The sequence below is a fragment of the Zunongwangia sp. L-65 genome, assembly GCF_056859415.1.
Genome location: NZ_JBSXOK010000072.1, coordinates 13,346 through 31,597, shown reverse-complemented (window position 1 = coordinate 31,597; position 18,252 = coordinate 13,346). Strand labels below are relative to the sequence as shown.

The following is an 18,252-nucleotide window of genomic DNA, read 5'->3' as shown; positions in this document are numbered from 1 at the left end:
CTCAAAAACAGACTTCTCGATACATCAAATTTTTCCATTGCTTTCCAAAATTTGATACTCGAAGTGACCGTTATGGAGCTTTTTTGAATTTTAAATTTTAAATGTTGAATTTTGAATTTGGAATGACTTTTAACCGTACAACAACTTTTGAACCTTGAAGTATTTAGCGACGGCTGAGTGATTGCAACGAAGGAGCAATCGTATCGAAGCCATAGTGGTAAACTGGAGAAACCTTTTATTTGATTGAGATTTCTCCATTTCGCTGCGCTCCAGTCGAAATGACAGCGGAGGTATTTGTATTTAGAATATAGAAAAGAGACAATAAACTATTATTTTAAATGTTGAATGATTGTTCATGTACAACAGCTTTTGAACTTTCAAACTTTTTACTCAAAACAGACTTCTCGATACATCAAATTTTTCCATTGCTTTCCAAAATTTGATACTCGAAGTGACCGTTATGGAGCTTTTTTAAATTTTAAATGTTGAATTTTGAATTTGGAATGACTTTTAACCGTACAACAACTTTTGAACCTTGAAGTATTTAGCGACGGCTGAGTGATTGCAACGAAGGAGCAATCGTATCGAAGCCATAGTGGTAAACTGGATGAAACCTTTTATTTGATTGAGATTTCTCCATTTCGCTGCGCTTCAGTCGAAATGACAGCGGAGTTATTTGTATTTAGAATATAGAATCAAGATCCAGGAAGCAGGACTAAATTTTGAACCTTGAACTTTTAAACTTGCTAACTTTCCACTTTGAACCTGTTTACCGCTTCTTTTTCGCGTATTCTTCATCCCATTCTTTAACGTTTGGTGGGCCCATCATACCTACAGATTTTGCAACCATTACAGAAACGGCGGCATCTCCGGTAACATTTACTGTAGTTCTGCACATATCCAGTGGTCGGTCTATGGCAAAGATAAGAGCTAAACCGGCTTCAGGGATTCCGGCTTGCGCTAAAACAATAACAAGCATTACCATTCCTGCTCCCGGTACGGCAGCCGAACCTATAGAAGCAAGCGTTGCTGTGGCTATAATTCCTAATTGCGCACCTATAGTTAAATCGATTCCAAAAGCCTGCGCGATAAAAACTGCCGCTACTGCCTGATATAAACTTGTACCATCCATATTGATGGTGGCGCCAATGGGTAATACAAAACTGGTTACCTCTTTATGAACGCCCATATGTTCTTCAACACGCTCCATCGTTACCGGTAAGGTTGCGGCACTAGAACTTGTTGAAAATGCTAAAAGCTGTGCCGGAGCAATACCATTGATAAAAAAGGATGGTTTGTTTTTGGTAAAAACCCAAACCAGAAGAATATAAACCCCTATCATTAATGCCAAACCAATTAGCACGGTTAAGGCATACATGGCCAGGGCAGCGAAAAGATCTGTACTTGGGGATTCTACAACTAATGCTGCCAACAAAGCAAAAACTCCATATGGCGCAAAAAGCATGATCAAATCAATTAATTTAAGGATGACCTCATTAAAGCCATCAAAGAAATCTTTTACCGGTTTGGCAGTTTTCTCGTCGATAAGGATCAAACCAATCCCAAAGAAAATAGCAAAGGAAATCACCTGCAGCATATTCCCGTTATCACTTGCGGCAGCAAAAATATTACTGGGCACTAAATCTTCTAAAGCCTGTAAGGGTCCCGCTTCTTTTTGTTTGGCGGCATTAGCCTGTACACCTACGGCGTCACCTTCATAACTGCTTATTAGCTCCTGGCGCGTATCTTCCTCAATAGTGCCACCGGGATTAATAAGGTTAACCATCACCAGACCGATACTCACCGCAATAATGGTGGTGGTAATATAAATCCCAATGGTACGAAGACCCATTTTGGACAATTTAGAGATATCTTTTAGATCAGAAATACCTTTAATTAGCGAAGCTAAAATTAGCGGAACTGCAATAAGCTTTAAGGCATTAATAAAAATGTTTCCAAATGGTTTTATCCAATCACTTACAAATTCGGCTCCCCAGCTAAAATTGGTCATGATCAGGGCAAAAACAACTCCGGTAAACATTCCCAGTAAAATCTGCCAATGCAGTGCTAATTTCTTCATAGTGTGGTTTTCTGTATTGTTCTTTTAAAGTTTTGAAGATTTATCCTGAAGGAAAAAATCTGCAATGGTTAGTGCTGCCATAGCTTCTACAATAGGTACCGCTCTTGGTACCACACATGGATCGTGGCGACCTTTTCCCTGCATTTCGATTACATCTCCATCTTTATTAATGGTATCCTGCTTTTGCATGATGGTCGCAACAGGCTTAAAAGCTACATTAAAATAAATATCCATTCCGTTTGAAATGCCGCCCTGTATACCACCACTTAAGTTAGTTTTTGTAGTACCGTCTTCATTAAAAAGGTCGTTGTGTTCACTTCCTTTCATTGCAGTGCCTTCAAAACCGCTGCCATATTCAAAACCTTTTACGGCATTAATAGAAAGCATAGCTTTCCCTAATTCCGCATGCAATTTGTCAAAAACCGGTTCGCCCAATCCTTTAGGAACACCACTAATCACACAACGAACGGTACCTCCAACGGTATCACCTTCAGATCTGATTTGCTTGATATAAGCCTCCATTTCTTCCGCTTTCGCTTTATCCGGACAACGTACCGGATTGGTTTCAATTAACGAAAAATCTACTTCATAATGAGGTTTATTCAGGGAAATCTTGCCTACAGAGTCTACATAGGCTGTAATTTTAACCGATTTAAGCATCTGTTTCGCGATAGCTCCTGCCACTACCCTACTTGCCGTTTCTCGAGCCGAACTACGACCGCCACCGCGATAATCCCTTACGCCATATTTTTCATCATATGTATAATCTGCATGACTGGGGCGATAGGTATCTTTTATATGAGAATAATCTTTAGATTTTTGATTCGCGTTATGAATAACAAAACCAATAGGAGTGCCTGTGGTTTGTCCTTCAAAAATACCCGAGTAGAATTCTACCGTGTCTGGTTCTTTGCGCTGCGTTACAATGGCAGACTGGCCAGGTTTTCTTCGGTTTAACTCATCCTGAATTGCTTCAAAATCTAGTTGTAACCCTGCCGGGCATCCATCGATGATACCACCAATTGCCGGCCCGTGTGATTCACCAAAAGTGGTGAGCTTAAAAATTTTTCCGAAGGAATTTCCTGCCATTTGATTGATTTTGAACAAATGTAATTTTTTAGGCTATAATTTAAAAATTGATTTTAGTAAAACATTCGTATTTCTGGGAGAAAATGCCCAATATCAATCTAAACTTTAATTTTGATTCCAGGATTTCAGTTAAAACGTTCTGTATTTTATAATTTTTAGATAGCCAGGCTGAATAACAATTAATTGAAGATTGCTTAAGATCAGCTTAATATCATTTTCCTAAAAACAACTTTCCTTTGCAAAAAAGAAGACTATATTGGTAAAAAAGCGAAAAATCGATTTGTTGGTAATTTCAGATGTTCATTTAGGAACTTTTGGATGCCACGCGAAAGAATTATTGCTATATCTTGATAGCGTAGCCCCTGAAAAAATAATCCTAAACGGTGATTTTATTGATATCTGGCAATTTAGGAAGCGCTACTTTCCTAAATCACATCTTGAAGTTATCAAGAAAATAATCGACTTAAGCACCAGCGGAACCGAAATAATTTATATTACTGGTAATCACGATGAAATGCTTAGAAAGTTTAGTGAAACTTTTATGGGTTCTTTTTCTATCGTAGATAAACTGGTTTTAGAACTTGATGGAAAGAAAGCCTGGTTTTTTCATGGCGATGTTTTTGATGTCTCTATACAAAATGCCAAATGGATCGCAAAGCTTGGAGGCTGGGGTTATGATTTTTTAATTTTGATTAATCGCTTTTTAAACTGGTGTTTGGTAAGAATAGGTCGAAAAAAATATTCCCTTTCCAAAAAGATTAAAAATAAGGTAAAAGGGGCTATTAAATTTATAGATGATTTTGAGAAGACGGCGACCGATCTTGCTATAGAAAACGGATATAAATATGTAGTATGCGGACATATTCATCAACCCAGAATTGTGAGAAAAACCAATAAAAAAGGAACCTGTTTATATTTAAATTCCGGAGATTGGATTGAAAATCTAACCGCTCTGGAATATAATGATAAACGATGGGAACTTATCAGATTTCCTGAATTAAACATGAAACAAATTAAAGAACCTCAGTTACTCACAGCCATTACCGTCTTAAAACGAAGTAAATCTCGATAAAGAACAGACCAGAGACCGATTTAAATTAATATCGTCTGATCACAGCAAAAATCGGCAATGGGCCATTCAAAAAAATTAAAAACTTTCTTTTTCCTGGCGATCGTGTCTTGTTTCGTGACCTTTTCTGCGCTTACGTTCTTCAAGCAATAAGGAAAGCTCCCTACCGGTTTGCCCTTTTACTGAAGAGTTCTCTTGGGCCCTACGCATTAAATAAGGGACTACATCTCTAACTGGGCCAAAAGGAACCAATTTGGCCGAATTATATCCCTTTTTTGCTAAATTATAACTTAAATGGTCACTCATCCCAAATAACTGACTAAACCAGATATGTGGATGATTTATATCATATCCCTTATCCTCGATGATCTGTAGCGCCAGATAATTGCTTACCTCGTTGTGTGTACCTATATACACTGAAATATCCTCCAGATTAGCTAAACAATAAGACATTACACTATTAAAGTTCACATCTGTAGCTTCTTTGCTTTCACAAATAGGAGAAGGATAACCTAAACGTTTGGCGCGTTCATTTTCTTTTTCCATATAGGCGCCACGAACAATTTTAGCACCGATTTTAAAACCTTCAGCTTTTCCTTTTTCATGCAGATCTTTAAGGTACTCTATTCTATCCCAACGATAACATTGTAACGTATTAAAAATGAGCGCTTCCTCTTTGTTATATTTACGCATCATTTCTTCCATTAGATCATCTGCAGCTGTTTGCATCCAGGTTTCTTCTCCATCGGCATATAACCTTACTTTTAAATCATAAGCCGTCTTACACAGTTTTTCTACCCGTTCTTTGATGTTTTCCCACTCTTTTTTTTCTTCATCAGATAAACTGACTTTAGCGGTCATTTTTTCCCAAATTTCAAATCTACCCACTCCGGTGGGTTTAAAAACAGCAAAAGGGACTTCTTTTTCTTCATTTGCGAACTTGATAAGTTCTATTTTTTTAGCTACTGCGGCATCAAATTCCTCTTCGGTTTCTTTCCCTTCTACCGAATAGTCTAGAATACTGTGCAATTTGGCCTGGTACATGGTTTTAATGGTAGGTTTACAGTCTTCCATGGTCTCCCCTCCAGCAAATTGCTCAAATATGGTTTTTTTAATCAGGCCTTCTACAGGCAATTTCAATTTTAAAGACATTTTGGTAAGCGCAATACCAGATTTAACTAAAGTTGGCCTTCCCATCATACTGAATAAAAAAATCGCTCTATCCAGCTCTGTATCCGATTTTAATTTAAAAGCCGTTTTGGTATCGTTAAATATCTTTTTTCTAATCATGGGATCTCTTTAATTGTCGCAAATATAATTATTGAATATTGATTTTGGTTTAATAATTTCTCCTTATTTTCGAAACCGATTTAAAGATTCAAAATCATGGAAAACACGGCAAAAGGAACCGTTTTTTATAAAGAAGAAGCATATCAAAAAATTAATGACTATCTAGTACAACACACCCCTTCTAAGATATTTATTTTAGTAGATACTAATACACACGAACATTGTTTACCTGGATTTTTACCTAAAATTTCAACAGCAACAACTATAGAAATTATAGAGATTGAAGCAGGCGAGCCTTTTAAAAATCTAGATACCTGTATGGGAGTATGGCAAACCATGTCTGATCTTGAAGGCGATCGTAAAAGTTTAATGATCAATCTTGGTGGTGGTGTGGTAACGGATCTTGGCGGTTTTGTTGCTTCAACTTTTAAACGCGGAATCAATTATATTAATGTTCCCACTACCCTACTTGCTATGGTAGATGCTTCGGTTGGTGGTAAAACCGGGGTGGACCTGGGAAATCTTAAAAATCAAATTGGAGTTATCTCGAATGCTGAAATGGTGATTGTAGATTCAGATTACCTGGCCACACTGCCTTCTGAAGAAATGAGAAGCGGTTTAGCTGAAATCTTAAAACATGGCTTGATAGCAGATGAGGCTTACTGGGAAAAAGTAGGAAATCTTAGTGAACTTACGCTAAATGATCTGGATGATATCATAAGGGTTTCAGTAGGGATTAAAGCAAAAGTGGTTGCTGAAGATCCTTATGAGAACGGCTTGCGAAAAACATTAAATTATGGCCATACGCTAGGACACGCTATAGAATCTTATTGTTTAACCCATACCCAAAAGAAAACATTATTACATGGTGAAGCAGTTGCTTTGGGGATTATTCTCGCAACATATATTTCTAAGGAGTTAAAAGATTTCCCTTCAGAAAAACTTGATAGTATCACCAAACGTATTGTTGAACTTTATGGTAAGGTAGAATTTTCTAAAAATGATATTGATGCTATTATCGATTTAATGAAGTACGACAAGAAAAATGAAGCCGGAAAAATAAATTTTGTGCTCCTTAAAGATATAGGAGAAACCAAGATTGACTGCCAGGTACCAAATAATATAATATTTGATGCCTTTGAATTTTATAAAAACGCCTGATTATTATAAATTTATTATTCTATTAAAAATTTACCCTAAGCCTTTGAGGTTTTATATTTTTATTTATAATTGCAAAAAAATCAACCCTATAAAATGAAAAGAGTAATTGTTGACTTTAAAAAACTAACTCCGGAGATATTAAGCCTTCTTGTAGAGAAGTACCCTGATGGCTATGATGATGATCACATCATTTCCTTTAAAAATGCAAAGGGAGAAACGATTGATGCGGTTGAAGTACGAACTGAAGACGCCATTTACCTGGTGAAGGTAAGTACACGTTTAGAAAACACTATGGCTAATTTTGATGAGGAAGATTATGATGACGACGACTTTAACGAGCCAATCGTAGACATCCCAGAGAAGGATAACGACGAAGAGGAAGATGATTAAGAGACCTTGATAAAGGTTTAAATTCCCCGAGTCTTTCTTTTATATAATACAATTTAGATGCCTGCGGTCTGTACATGTGGATGGCAAGTATATTTGAACATATATAAAAAAGGGAGTTTAAAATCTAAACTCCCTTTTTAATTTGTATTGAATGGTTTAAAGATTAGGCATGCTGATAATCATGCTTTCCTTCTTTAATTTCTTCAATCAATTTATCATTAAATGCTGGTAGATCATCTGGTGTTCTACTAGTCACAAAACCTTCGTCTACTACCACTTCTTTATCTACCCAAAGCGCTCCTGCGTTCTCTAAATCTTTTTTAATAGATGGGTAAGAAGTCATTGTTCTGCCTTCTACAACTTCAGCATTGATCAAGGACTGAGGACCATGACAAATAGCGGCTACGATTTTACTTTGCTTAAAGAAATCTCTAATAAATACCAATGCATCTTCATTGGTACGCAAATTATCTGGGTTTATTACTCCTCCTGGAAGTACTAAAGCGTTATAATCTTTAGCGCTTACTTTACTAACTTCCTTATCTACAGTAAAATCTTTACCCCATTTATCTACATCCCAACTTTTAATAGATCCAGATTTTATACTTACAATTTCTGCTGTAAAACCTGCTTTTTCTATCGCTTCCTTTGGCGATGTTAATTCACTTTCTTCAAATCCGTCTGTTGCTAAAATAGCTACTCTCTTTTCCATAATTTTTGTTTTTTTAAGCATTTATTCAAATGTAAAAACTATAAAAGAGAACCTGTATTAAAGGCATTTTAAATTAAAGTGTTACGAAGTTAATAAGCGTTAAAAGTGAATTATCCTTAGTTACACAGCATTTTTTTATTTGTTAACCGAATTTTAAATCTCCAATAGAATCGAACTTTGATCAGTTCTCATTTTTATTCTTTTTAGAAATTCCCAGGTTCGATTTAAGTTTATCTATAATTCTTTTTTCCTCCTTTATCTGTACTTTTTTCTTCTCCAGCTTTTCCATTTCCTGATAAATTGCAGGTTCCCCATTTTTCCCCATCTCTATTTTTTCATTTTTTACAAGCGCATACTGCACGGTAAACTCGGCTCCGTAAAACATAATCATACAGGCATAATATACCCAAAGTAAAATCAAAACCACGCTGGATGCTCCGCCGTATACAGAAGTTGGATCACTGGTGCCAAAATAAAAGCTGATAAGATAATATCCTATTAAAAACAAAATGGTTGTAAGACTTGCACCCCAAAAAGTAGTTCTCCACTTAATCTTAATATCGGGAAGTATTTTAAAAATTGCCATAAATAAAGAAGTGATGACAAGAAAGGATATGATAAAGTTTGCGATACTCAACACGGCACCGGTAATATGAGGAGCACTTAATTGAATACTATCTTTAATAAGGTTTAATAATGCCGAAATTACCAGAGATACTAATAACAAAAGACCAACAACCAGGATCATCCCAAAAGAAATCGCCCGGTCTAAAAGTAATCCCCAAAAATTGTTACGTTTTTCCGCAACATTCCAAATATTATTCATGGCCAGTTTAAGCTGAACAAAAACTCCGGTAGCACCAAATAACAACATGCCTACGCCAAAAATGATAGCAAAAGTCGAGTCTTCTGAAAGCCATGCACTGGAGATCATCCCCTCTACGGCATTTGCGGTATCCCCACCAATAAACCTACTAATTTCTGAAGTAATTCTATCCTGTACAGTTGTTCTACTACCCAAAAAATATCCTGCTATGGTCACAACTATGATCAATAAAGAGGGTAACGAAAATAGCGCATAATAGGCAATAGTAGCACTACGCGAGTAAGGCTCGTTTTTATTCCAGCTGGTAAAAGCTCTGGCCATAAGCTTAAAGAATGACTTAATGGCTTTTAAGAATTTTGGAGGATTTTTCAAATGCCGTAACGTTCTTGTAAAATTTTTAAATGATGCATGGTATGTCCTACAATGATAAAGCCTATAGCCCTAGGAGTAGCTGAAGAACCATTCATTTGTCCTACTTGTTTTAACATGCCGTTTGTAAAAGAATCAAATAAAATTGAAGTCGATTTTCGTACCATTTCGAATTCCGTTTTAAAACTTTCCAAAGTCCGATTTTCAGCCCCAGAGCAATCTACATAGGCATCATGATCAAAACCAGATAGTGGTTGTGTTTCCCTTCTGGCAAGGCAAAGTGCTCTATACTGAAAAATACGTTCAACATCTATTAAATGTTGAAATACTTCAGCAACGGTCCACTTTCCTTCTTCATATTTAAAAGATAATTGTGCTTCTTCGATTGTCGCTAATCGTTCTGACACCTCTTTTAGGTTCTCTAAAAATAATATCCCCAAAGAAGTTTCTTTGGGGACACTTTTAATATAATTTTCATAGAACGAATTGTATTCCGAAGCATTTAACTGCTCTACTGTCATATATTACTTTGTTAAGCTGAATTTCTACTTGCATTAATATTACCGTATAAGGATCTGGTAACCATTTTTTCGAATTCATCCAATCGTTCAGTATCACCACTGTCCTGTAGCTTTTGTACCATTCTTAATGCATGTTGCTGAATAGTTAGCAATGGAAGAACTATACGCTCCCTGGCCTGAATCGAAGCCCTCATCGCAGGCTCGTTTTCCATAAGCTCTTTGTAACCGGTCACTTTTAATAGCATTTCTTTGGAACGTACATACTCATCGTGAATAATTTGCCAGAATTCACCAAATTCTTCATCTTCCTTCATGTAGGCAGTCAATTCGAAAAAAGATTTGGTTAAACTCATCATACTATTTTCAAGCAAGGTTTTAAAGAAAATCGAATTATTATACAGTTGTTTTACTTTATCAAATTCTCCGTTTTCTTCGTATTTCTTTAATGCTGTACCTACACCAAAGAATCCAGGTACGTTTTGTTTTAACTGGCTCCAGCTACCTACAAAAGGAATTGCACGTAAATTATCAAGATTTAATGCATTATTATTTCTCTTTGATGGTCGGCTACCAATATTTGTTTTGGCATAATATTTAAGCGTACTCATCTTTTCTAAATAAGGAATAAATCTTGGGTGCGCTTTAAAGTCCATATAGGTATTATAGCTAGTCTCGGCCAGATTTACCATTGTTTTACGATCTTCATCAGACAAATTGTTTTTACCATGATTAAAAATCTCGTTAGACACTCCTGCACTTATTAATTGCTCCAGGTTATACTGGCAACTATCTTTAGTTCCAAAATTACTACTAATGGTTTGTCCCTGTACGGTTAACTGGATTTCTTCATTTTCGATAGCAGAACCTAGAGAAGCATAGAATTGGTGTGTTTTACCGCCTCCACGTGCTGGTGGTCCTCCACGCCCATCAAAGAAAGTGACTTTAATGTCATATTCTCTAGATATTTCGGTAAGTTCCTGTTTAGCTTTATAGATACTCCAGTTCGCCATAAGGTATCCCCCATCTTTAGTACCATCACTAAAACCAAGCATTATAGTTTGTTTGTTACCTCTACGCTCTAAATGCTCACGATATACAGGGTTGCTATATAAAGTTTTCATTACCTCTGGTGAAGCTTTTAAATCTGGTACCGTTTCGAATAACGGAATTATATCCACACTTGGTTGATCCCATCCACAAAGTCTTAAAAATGCAAAAGGCTCTAAAACACTCTGCGGCACTTCACTATGACTAATAATATAACGGTTGGCTCCTTTTTCTCCATTAGTTTTCTGGATTTGTTTCATCGCATGGATGGAAGAAATAGTTGCTTTCCCCATTCCATCTTCACTATCAAACTCGTCTGCAGAGAGATTTCCGGTTACATTTGAGAGAATTTCAATTTGTTCTTTATCTGAAAGCTCTTTATAATTTTTAGGGATTAGGTTATCCCCTCTTTTTTCGCAAACGGCAATAATTTCTGAAAGTACCTCCTCATGAACCCCGCTATCCTGACGGATATCTAAGGTAGCCAGATGGTATCCAAATAAATTAACTTTATTTAAAAGATCATCTACTTCATCTAGGAATAACGATTGATGTTTGTTTATCAATACTTCTCTGATAGCATGTAACTTAACCTTTAGTTCTTTAAGTGGTAATTTAATGGTAGCGCTTTCCGAAACGGCACCATCATAAAGTGCTCTTTCAATTTCTTCAATGGTTTCATTTACACCTTCAAAAGTCAATCTCCTTTTAAGTTTTCTGGCGTCACGATAGTAACAAAACAATATCGTACTTTTAAGCCTTTTGGCCACCTGTAAGGTGATATCTGTAGTTACAAAAGGATTTCCATCACGGTCACCACCAGGCCAGAACCCTAATTCTATAATTTCATTGCCAATGCTATCACCATCAAACATATTTTGCTGGATATAGCTATATATTTTACTTACACTTTGATAAAATACATTTTCAAAATACCATATAAGACTTATGGCCTCATCAAGTGGCGTTGGTTTTTCTTTTTTAAAGAACGGTGTTTTACCAAGCTGAGATAAAAGTTGTTTTATTTTTACAAGATCATCGTTTTGAATGGCCTTATCAAGATCGGTAATGATTCCTAATACAGCGCCAGGATAAAATTGTGTTGGGTGAGCCGTTAAAGTTGGTCTAACCTTAAACCGGGTTAAAAACTCCCGTAGTTTTTCATTCTGATTTCGGGATTCAGACTCTTCTTTTATATTTCGAAGTGTCCCAATACCGTCCATATTGTTAACGATAGGAAAAGCGGCATCTTCAATGGCGTCAAATAATACTACCTGTCTTTCGATATATTGTATGAACCTAAACAAAAGATCATTCATATCTTTTTCTGAAGGATCATCCAGATATTTCTTAAAAAATGCCTCTACGATTTCAGAGGGATTTTTATTCTCTTTAAATCCTTTTTCGCAAACTTCCTGAAAAAGTGGTAATAAAGATCCGGTTTTACGAATGTCATTAAATGGCAGGGTTAGAAAAAGACTGTTATAAATTTGATACTTAGAAAGAACATTTTCATTGAAACGTTCTAACTTAGGTTCTCTATGCATAATTTTTGGTATTTAGTTGTCTTAAAATTATAAAAAAACCCTTCAAACAAAAGAGCTTAAAGGGTTTTTAATAAAAGTTTAGTATTCTCTCCTTACAGCTCTTTAAAAATAGAGTGCATTAAACGTTTTTTATCGTTAATGCTTTCTTCTAAAGAGATCATAGTTTCGGTACGATATACTCCTTCAATATCATCTAATTGAAAGATAATTTCTTTAGCATGCTGTGTATTACGGGCTCTAACTTTACAGAAAACATTAAATTTTCCGGTAGTAACGTGAGCAACGGTTACAAAAGGAATTTCATTAATTCTTTCTAAAACAAATTTTGTTTGTGAGGTGTTTTTAAGAAACACACCTACATAAGCGATAAACGCATACCCAAGTTTTTGGTAATCTAGCGTTAACGAAGAACCTATTATGATTCCCGCTTCTTCCATTTTCTTTACACGAACGTGAACCGTACCGGCAGAAATTAAAAGCTTTTTAGCGATATCGGTAAACGGAGTTCTAGTATTCTCGATAAGCATGTCGAGAATCTGATGATCTGTTTCGTCTAATTTAAATTTGGCCATTTTCTTAACTTCTTTTTATTATATGAAGTTCAAAAATAATACAAAAACTTTGAAGTATTTATAATTTTTTGAAGAATTAATCACATTTAACCATTAATATTTCTCTATTTAAGAATATTTTATCAACTATAACGTTTTCGACTGGTGTTTTCCGCCCTTCTAATTCCAGTATTTTGCCATCTCCATCAACCTCTTTATGACCATATTTGTCAATTTTATCCTCGATTTTTTCAATTTTCGGTATAAATTCAATCTTATTGCCGACCAATTTTTCTGAATATTGAATACTTACATCCTTAATACTATCTAATATCCTGACATTTTTAATCAAAATATCATTGAAATTCTTAGCATTTTCAGGAATAGCAAAATAATCTTCTACGCTAAAATCCAAATAAGTACCTATTGCTATACTTCTTAATGAAGAAATTATACTTGCCACTACAAATTCTCTGGTCGCTTCACGCGTATAATCGTTGGGAAAATGACCTTCTTCAAATAAAACAGTAGGCACCCCTTCGCTTTGAAATGTATCTCCCGTACAATTAAGGTTAAATCCATCATCATAGCGCCCAATCTGCCCTGGTAACACCTCCTGCAAATCTGAAGCAATTTGCGCAATTATTTTCATGCTTTCGCTTCGCTTCGCGCTAAGATGACGTTCTTCATCTTCAGCAGGTGTTAAAAAAGACATTACTGCCGACTTATCCGTTAAACCGGCACTAAAGATGGTTCTTTGGCCATGCAGGTTTAAACAAAACTGCGGCTTTACCTCTTCAAAAACTTTTCTAAGTAAACGGCTTTCTGGTTGCGTTAGATTTTGAGCATCCCTGTTAAGATCTACGTTATTGTAATTAAACCGGGTATACTTTCTTGCTCCATCAGGGTTTAACATTGGAATACAATATAAGCTGATATTATTTAAAATATCCCGGGTTTCTACAGTATCTAAATGTATAAGCGCATTAATAACATCTAGAATGGCCCTAGTCGTTGTGGATTCGTTACCGTGCATTTGAGACCAGGCCAGAACTTTTATTTTTCCATTACCAATTCTAATAAGATTAATAGCCTCCTTATTTACAGAATAGCCAATTTTAGATAGATCAACATCTTTTTCAAAATTATTCAGGATCGGTTGAATATGAGACTGATTGATATAACGGTCTTTTATTTGATTCAATTTAAAATCTGGATAACGATCCATGATTTCTTTAATAGGAGCTGCGTATTTCATGTTGACAAAAGTAAAAAACCTTTATTTTACAATTGTAAACAAGGTTATACATCTTAGTTGTTTACAATTGTAATTTAACCCTAGTGTTAAAAAGAAAACAATCTTGGATATACTCCAAGAATACAGTTTAAAACCTTTAATTTATTGTTTTTTAGTAAACTAAATGCCTTTACTTAACCTTTAGATTTATCAATACGAGCCAATTTACATTTGTAATTAGGAATTCATTATTAAATAATTTACATTTGTAAATGCAGGAAAATTAATACTTTTTACAATGGTAAACACTAAAGAGTTTACAAATAGATTACAGGAAATTATCGAATATTATGATTTAACGGCCTCTTCTTTTGCTGATAAAATTGAAGTTGGCAGGTCTTCGATTAGTCATCTATTGTCAGGGCGGAATAAACCCAGCCTGGAATTTGTTATGAAAATTGTGAAGACTTTTCCTGAAGTAGAACTCTACTGGTTACTTAATGGGAAAGGAAGCTTTCCTAAAGTTGAAAATGACACCTCTCCCGAAAAAACTAGTATCGTCTCATCAAAAAAAGAATCGGTTCCTGCACAAAAATTCGAAAATGATTTATTTTCTGAAACTAACCCGGCAGATCCAGTAAACAAGGTTGTATCTTCTTTTCCTTCTAAAACCGATAAAAAAATCTCGAGAGTGATTATATTTTATGAAGATGGTACTTTTGATGCCTTTGAAAATTGAATATTCAGGCCATTTGGATTAATTTTGCAGTATGAAAAAATTAATCTTCTTTATTGCTCCCCTCGCATTTTTAAGTTGTTTTGAACCAGAAAAAAATTGCCAGGATTTTCGTACCGGAACGTTTGAATTTCAATCCTATTTAAACGGGGAAATGGTGACTTCCAGATTTGTACGTACTGATAGTTTAGAGATTGATACCTTTCAGGGGAAAACCGACACTTCTTCTGTTCGCTGGATTAATGACTGTGAATTCGTACTTAAAAATCTTCATCCTAAAAACATGCAGGAACGGCAGGCAATCCATATGCGTATCATTAAAACGGATAAAGATGGCTACACCTTTGAATATGGAAAAGTAGGCGATCCCCGTAAGGAACGAGGATCGGTGTATCGAGTAAAAGAATAATCTACAAAGAGTTTTACTCCATAATCGAGATTAAATACTAAGGCCCTATCAGAATAACTATTAGGATCTGGAGGTCTTCTCGAGAAATAAAATCTAATTTTTTAATTACTATCTAATCACCTTTTTAACTGAGGGTACTTACTTTCTATTGTTTTGTTTTAAAAGTTCATTTTGCTCTTTTATTAGCAAATTCAAGCTGGAAAGTAATTCGATATCTTTTGGCGTATCTACTTCTTTATTATCGGGATCCTGGGCTTTTGCCCTAAACCGGTTCATCAGTTTTACCACTATGAAGATGGTGAAGCCTATAATCAGAAAATCAATTAAGGCTTCTAATAAAGCTCCGTAAGCAATAGCTACTTCTTCAACAGCTTTTCCGGTAGTGCTTGCTGTCGCATCAATGGCCTCTCTTAAAACAATCTTTTTATCTGAAAGTTGAATTCCATCGGTCATTAAACTCAAAGGTGGCGTAATGATCTCTTTTACCAAAACATCGATCACTTTATTAAAGGCCGCACCAATAATTACCCCAATGGCGATGTCGACCATATTACCCTTAATAGCAAACTCTTTAAACTCTTTAAGTATTCCCATTATTCGTCATCAAATAATTTGGTTTGATTCTCCTCTGAAGAGTCCTCTTTAAAACTGGTCCCGGTTTGGTTAAAATCTACCTCTTCTTTTTCTTCATTTTCTTCTTCTGGATCGGGTTCATCGGGAAGTGGATCAAGTAAGTTTATTGTTTTTACCTTATCTGTAGTTAACTGGTTTCCAAGTGCCTTAATCCCTTTTACCGAAATAAACTCTTCAATACTCACTTCTTCGTTTGGTCGGCGATCTTTTCCTTTTAATTTGGTAAATTCAATCTCTATCATTGGAAAGTAATCTGTAGATACTACTTCCAAATAGGCATTGTCGTGATCGCTAATAAACTTCTCTTCTTTATCGGGATGTTCGATTAAGAAACGTTTTACATAATAACGTTCTTTTTCAGGCTCCCAGTAAATCGCTGAAACCGGCTTTTTAGGATTCCATTTTTCCAGTATGACCATTTCCTCATCAAAACGCTTTGTTAGTTCGGGTTTAATGGTTTTTGCTATACCGTCCTGGGTGATAATGAGCAGACGGTCTTCTCCTTTAAATTCCCCTAGTAATTCGCCACGTTCATCTACATTCAGGCGTTTTACCACATCATCAAACCAGATCTTTCTGGGTTTTAAAGTAGAAACACCTTCTTCTTTTAGTTCTATTCGTTTTACAGAGTATTTAGTAACGATATTTCCTTTTACGTTTCTTCCTTTTATTAAGATTTCGCTAAAATCCAATTCAAATTTTAGTTTTTTAATACTCCCTACCTGTCTTAAGAAAACAGTTATCACTTCGGCTTCCCCATTAGGATTAGCTGAGAAATAAAGAACTTTAGAATCTTTTTTGCCCTGAGTAAGATCGTATTCCCGATCTCTGGTTACCGATGTTACCGCGAAACGTTTTACATAAGTAGTGCCACCTTTTCCATCGCGATAAATCATATTATAAATGGTGCGCTTATCTTTTTTCTTAAAAACAGCAACATGAATGATATCTTTACCAATAAAGGTTTTGGTGTCTACTTTGGTGACCATCATTTTACCATCGGCCGTAAAACAAATAATATCGTCGATGTCTGAACAATCAGTTACATACTCATCCCTTTTTAGAGCGGTACCAATAAATCCTTCTTTACGGTTTACATAAAGTTTAGTGTTTCTTATGACTACTTTGGAGGCTTCGATATCTTCAAACAAACGTAGCTCGGTCTTTCGATCTTTATCCTGCCCGTATTTTTCTTTTAGCTTTGTAAAATAATCAATCGCATAATCTATTAGATGATCAAGATGATGCTTGATCCTGGCGATTTCATCTTCTAAAGCATCTATTTTTTGTTGCGCCTTATCAATGTCAAATTTAGAGATCCTTTTAATTCGGATTTCTGTAAGTCGCACGATATCTTCTTCGGTTACCGCTCGTTTTAAATGAGTGATATGTGGTTTTAAACCTTCATCTATAGCACTAATGACTCCTTCCCAGGTCTCTTCTTCTTCAATCTCGCGATAGATCCTGTTTTCAATAAAAATTCTTTCTAAAGATGCAAAATGCCATTGCTCTTCCAGTTCATCCAGTGTGATTTCCAGCTCACGTTTTAAAAGATGAAGCGTATGGTCTGTAGAAGACCTTAAAATATCCGAAACTCCTAAAAATTCAGGTTTATTATCTACAATAACACATCCCAGTGGGGATAATGAGTTTTCACACTGCGTGAATGCATAAAGGGCATCGATAGTACGATCAGGAGATATATTATTGGGGAGATGGATTTGTATTTCCACTTCCGCAGCGGTATTATCTTCGATCTTTTTGATCTTGATTTTTCCTTTCTCGTTAGCTTTTAATACCGAATCGATCAAGCTTGTGGTGGTGGTACCAAAAGGAATTTCGGTAATCACCAGCGTATTTTTATCTAACTGACTAATTTTAGCGCGAACTCTCACACGACCACCGCGTTTACCATCATTATAATGTGAAATATCTGCGATCCCACCGGTAGGAAAATCAGGAAATAATTTAAAACGTTTCCCCTGTAGATGTTTTATAGACGCATCGATAAGTTCATTAAAGTTATGTGGTAATAGACGAGTACTCAAACCTACAGCAATTCCCTCGCCACCTTGCGCCAGTAACATAGGAAATTTTACGGGAAGGTTTACCGGTTCTTTTTTACGGCCATCATAGGATAACTGCCACTCCGTAAGCTTTGGATTATATAATACTTCCAGAGCGAATTTCGATAATCTCGCCTCGATATATCGTGGTGCTGCTGCACGGTCACCGGTTAAAATATTACCCCAGTTTCCCTGTGTATCGATTAAAAGATCTTTCTGGCCAATTTGAACCATGGCATCACCTATACTGGCATCCCCGTGGGGGTGATATTGCATGGTATGCCCAACGATATTCGCTACTTTATTATAACGACCATCATCAAGATCTTTCATAGAATGCATAATTCGGCGTTGTACGGGTTTAAAACCGTCTTCCATAGCCGGTACGGCACGCTCTAAAATCACATAAGAAGCATAATCAAGAAACCAGTCCTTATACATACCGGTTACTCGCATTAATTCTTCCTTAGGCTTATTTAATTGTTCGTCTTTAGATTCTTCGGGATTCTCTTCCATATG

At 35.8% G+C, this 18,252-nt stretch carries 16 protein-coding genes; 5 read left to right on the top strand and 11 right to left on the bottom strand.

All coding sequences use genetic code 11. The features are described 5' to 3' along the window. Nucleotides 1–769 precede the first annotated feature (769 nt). Complete coding sequence (locus AC13DP_RS15835; RefSeq protein WP_483068090.1) at nucleotides 770–2,080, bottom strand: dicarboxylate/amino acid:cation symporter; 1,311 nt, start codon at nucleotides 2,078–2,080, stop codon at nucleotides 770–772. A 24-nt stretch (nucleotides 2,081–2,104) separates the two neighbouring features. Further along, complete coding sequence (gene aroC, locus AC13DP_RS15830; RefSeq protein WP_483068089.1) at nucleotides 2,105–3,169, bottom strand: chorismate synthase; 1,065 nt, start codon at nucleotides 3,167–3,169, stop codon at nucleotides 2,105–2,107. A 256-nt stretch (nucleotides 3,170–3,425) separates the two neighbouring features. Between aroC and AC13DP_RS15825 the strand changes: the two genes are divergently transcribed. Beyond that, a complete protein-coding gene (locus AC13DP_RS15825; protein ID WP_013072130.1) occupies nucleotides 3,426–4,241 on the top strand; it encodes a UDP-2,3-diacylglucosamine diphosphatase in 816 nt (271 codons plus the stop codon). Between the two features lie 75 nt (nucleotides 4,242–4,316). Here AC13DP_RS15825 and AC13DP_RS15820 read toward each other — a convergent pair whose 3' ends face one another. After that, nucleotides 4,317–5,528, bottom strand: a complete 1,212-nt coding sequence (locus tag AC13DP_RS15820; RefSeq protein ID WP_013072131.1) for a proline dehydrogenase family protein — start codon at nucleotides 5,526–5,528, stop codon at nucleotides 4,317–4,319. Between the two features lie 96 nt (nucleotides 5,529–5,624). Between AC13DP_RS15820 and aroB the strand changes: the two genes are divergently transcribed. Next, nucleotides 5,625–6,689 (top strand): 3-dehydroquinate synthase, encoded by a 1,065-nt coding sequence (gene aroB / locus AC13DP_RS15815; protein WP_347407706.1) that lies wholly within the window; start codon nucleotides 5,625–5,627, stop codon nucleotides 6,687–6,689. A gap of 93 nt (nucleotides 6,690–6,782) precedes the next feature. Continuing rightward, on the top strand, nucleotides 6,783–7,079 hold the full coding sequence (locus AC13DP_RS15810; RefSeq protein ID WP_041578913.1) for a hypothetical protein: 297 nt from the start codon (nucleotides 6,783–6,785) through the stop codon (nucleotides 7,077–7,079). Nucleotides 7,080–7,242: 163 nt separating this feature from the next. Here AC13DP_RS15810 and AC13DP_RS15805 read toward each other — a convergent pair whose 3' ends face one another. From AC13DP_RS15805 to AC13DP_RS15780, 6 genes are all read right to left on the bottom strand, one after another. Continuing rightward, a complete protein-coding gene (locus AC13DP_RS15805) occupies nucleotides 7,243–7,791 on the bottom strand; it encodes a type 1 glutamine amidotransferase domain-containing protein (RefSeq protein WP_041580000.1) in 549 nt (182 codons plus the stop codon). A 181-nt stretch (nucleotides 7,792–7,972) separates the two neighbouring features. Next, on the bottom strand, nucleotides 7,973–8,989 hold the full coding sequence (locus tag AC13DP_RS15800; RefSeq protein ID WP_013072135.1) for a YihY/virulence factor BrkB family protein: 1,017 nt from the start codon (nucleotides 8,987–8,989) through the stop codon (nucleotides 7,973–7,975). Beyond that, nucleotides 8,986–9,507 carry a DinB family protein gene (locus tag AC13DP_RS15795; RefSeq protein WP_347407705.1) on the bottom strand — a complete coding sequence of 174 codons (522 nt, stop codon included), beginning with the start codon at nucleotides 9,505–9,507 and terminating at the stop codon, nucleotides 8,986–8,988. The genes AC13DP_RS15800 and AC13DP_RS15795 overlap by 4 nt, the downstream gene beginning before the upstream one ends. Before the next feature lie 11 nt (nucleotides 9,508–9,518). Then, a complete protein-coding gene (locus tag AC13DP_RS15790) occupies nucleotides 9,519–12,101 on the bottom strand; it encodes a phosphoenolpyruvate carboxylase (RefSeq protein ID WP_228251461.1) in 2,583 nt (860 codons plus the stop codon). A gap of 92 nt (nucleotides 12,102–12,193) precedes the next feature. Continuing rightward, nucleotides 12,194–12,673, bottom strand: coding sequence for an Lrp/AsnC family transcriptional regulator (locus tag AC13DP_RS15785; protein WP_013072138.1), 480 nt, complete (start codon nucleotides 12,671–12,673; stop codon nucleotides 12,194–12,196). A 76-nt stretch (nucleotides 12,674–12,749) separates the two neighbouring features. After that, nucleotides 12,750–13,910: a M14 family zinc carboxypeptidase gene (locus AC13DP_RS15780; RefSeq protein WP_483068088.1), complete on the bottom strand. Its 1,161-nt coding sequence runs from the start codon at nucleotides 13,908–13,910 to the stop codon at nucleotides 12,750–12,752. Nucleotides 13,911–14,187: 277 nt separating this feature from the next. Here AC13DP_RS15780 and AC13DP_RS15775 point away from each other — a divergent pair, with 277 nt between their 5' ends. Together AC13DP_RS15775 and AC13DP_RS15770 are read left to right on the top strand one after the other, a co-directional pair. Continuing rightward, the gene (locus tag AC13DP_RS15775; RefSeq protein WP_013072140.1) at nucleotides 14,188–14,628 is read left to right on the top strand and encodes a helix-turn-helix transcriptional regulator; all 441 of its coding nucleotides are present in this window, start codon (nucleotides 14,188–14,190) and stop codon (nucleotides 14,626–14,628) included. 31 nt (nucleotides 14,629–14,659) lie between these two features. Next, a complete protein-coding gene (locus tag AC13DP_RS15770) occupies nucleotides 14,660–15,034 on the top strand; it encodes a hypothetical protein (RefSeq protein ID WP_013072141.1) in 375 nt (124 codons plus the stop codon). 138 nt (nucleotides 15,035–15,172) lie between these two features. On the opposite strand, the gene mscL is transcribed toward AC13DP_RS15770, so the two are convergent. Together mscL and AC13DP_RS15760 are read right to left on the bottom strand one after the other, a co-directional pair. After that, nucleotides 15,173–15,628, bottom strand: a complete 456-nt coding sequence (gene mscL / locus AC13DP_RS15765) for a large conductance mechanosensitive channel protein MscL (RefSeq protein WP_013072142.1) — start codon at nucleotides 15,626–15,628, stop codon at nucleotides 15,173–15,175. Beyond that, nucleotides 15,628–18,249: a DNA gyrase/topoisomerase IV subunit A gene (locus tag AC13DP_RS15760; protein ID WP_228251458.1), complete on the bottom strand. Its 2,622-nt coding sequence runs from the start codon at nucleotides 18,247–18,249 to the stop codon at nucleotides 15,628–15,630. Before AC13DP_RS15760 ends, mscL begins: the two co-directional genes overlap by 1 nt. Between the last annotated feature and the right edge of the window lie 3 nt (nucleotides 18,250–18,252).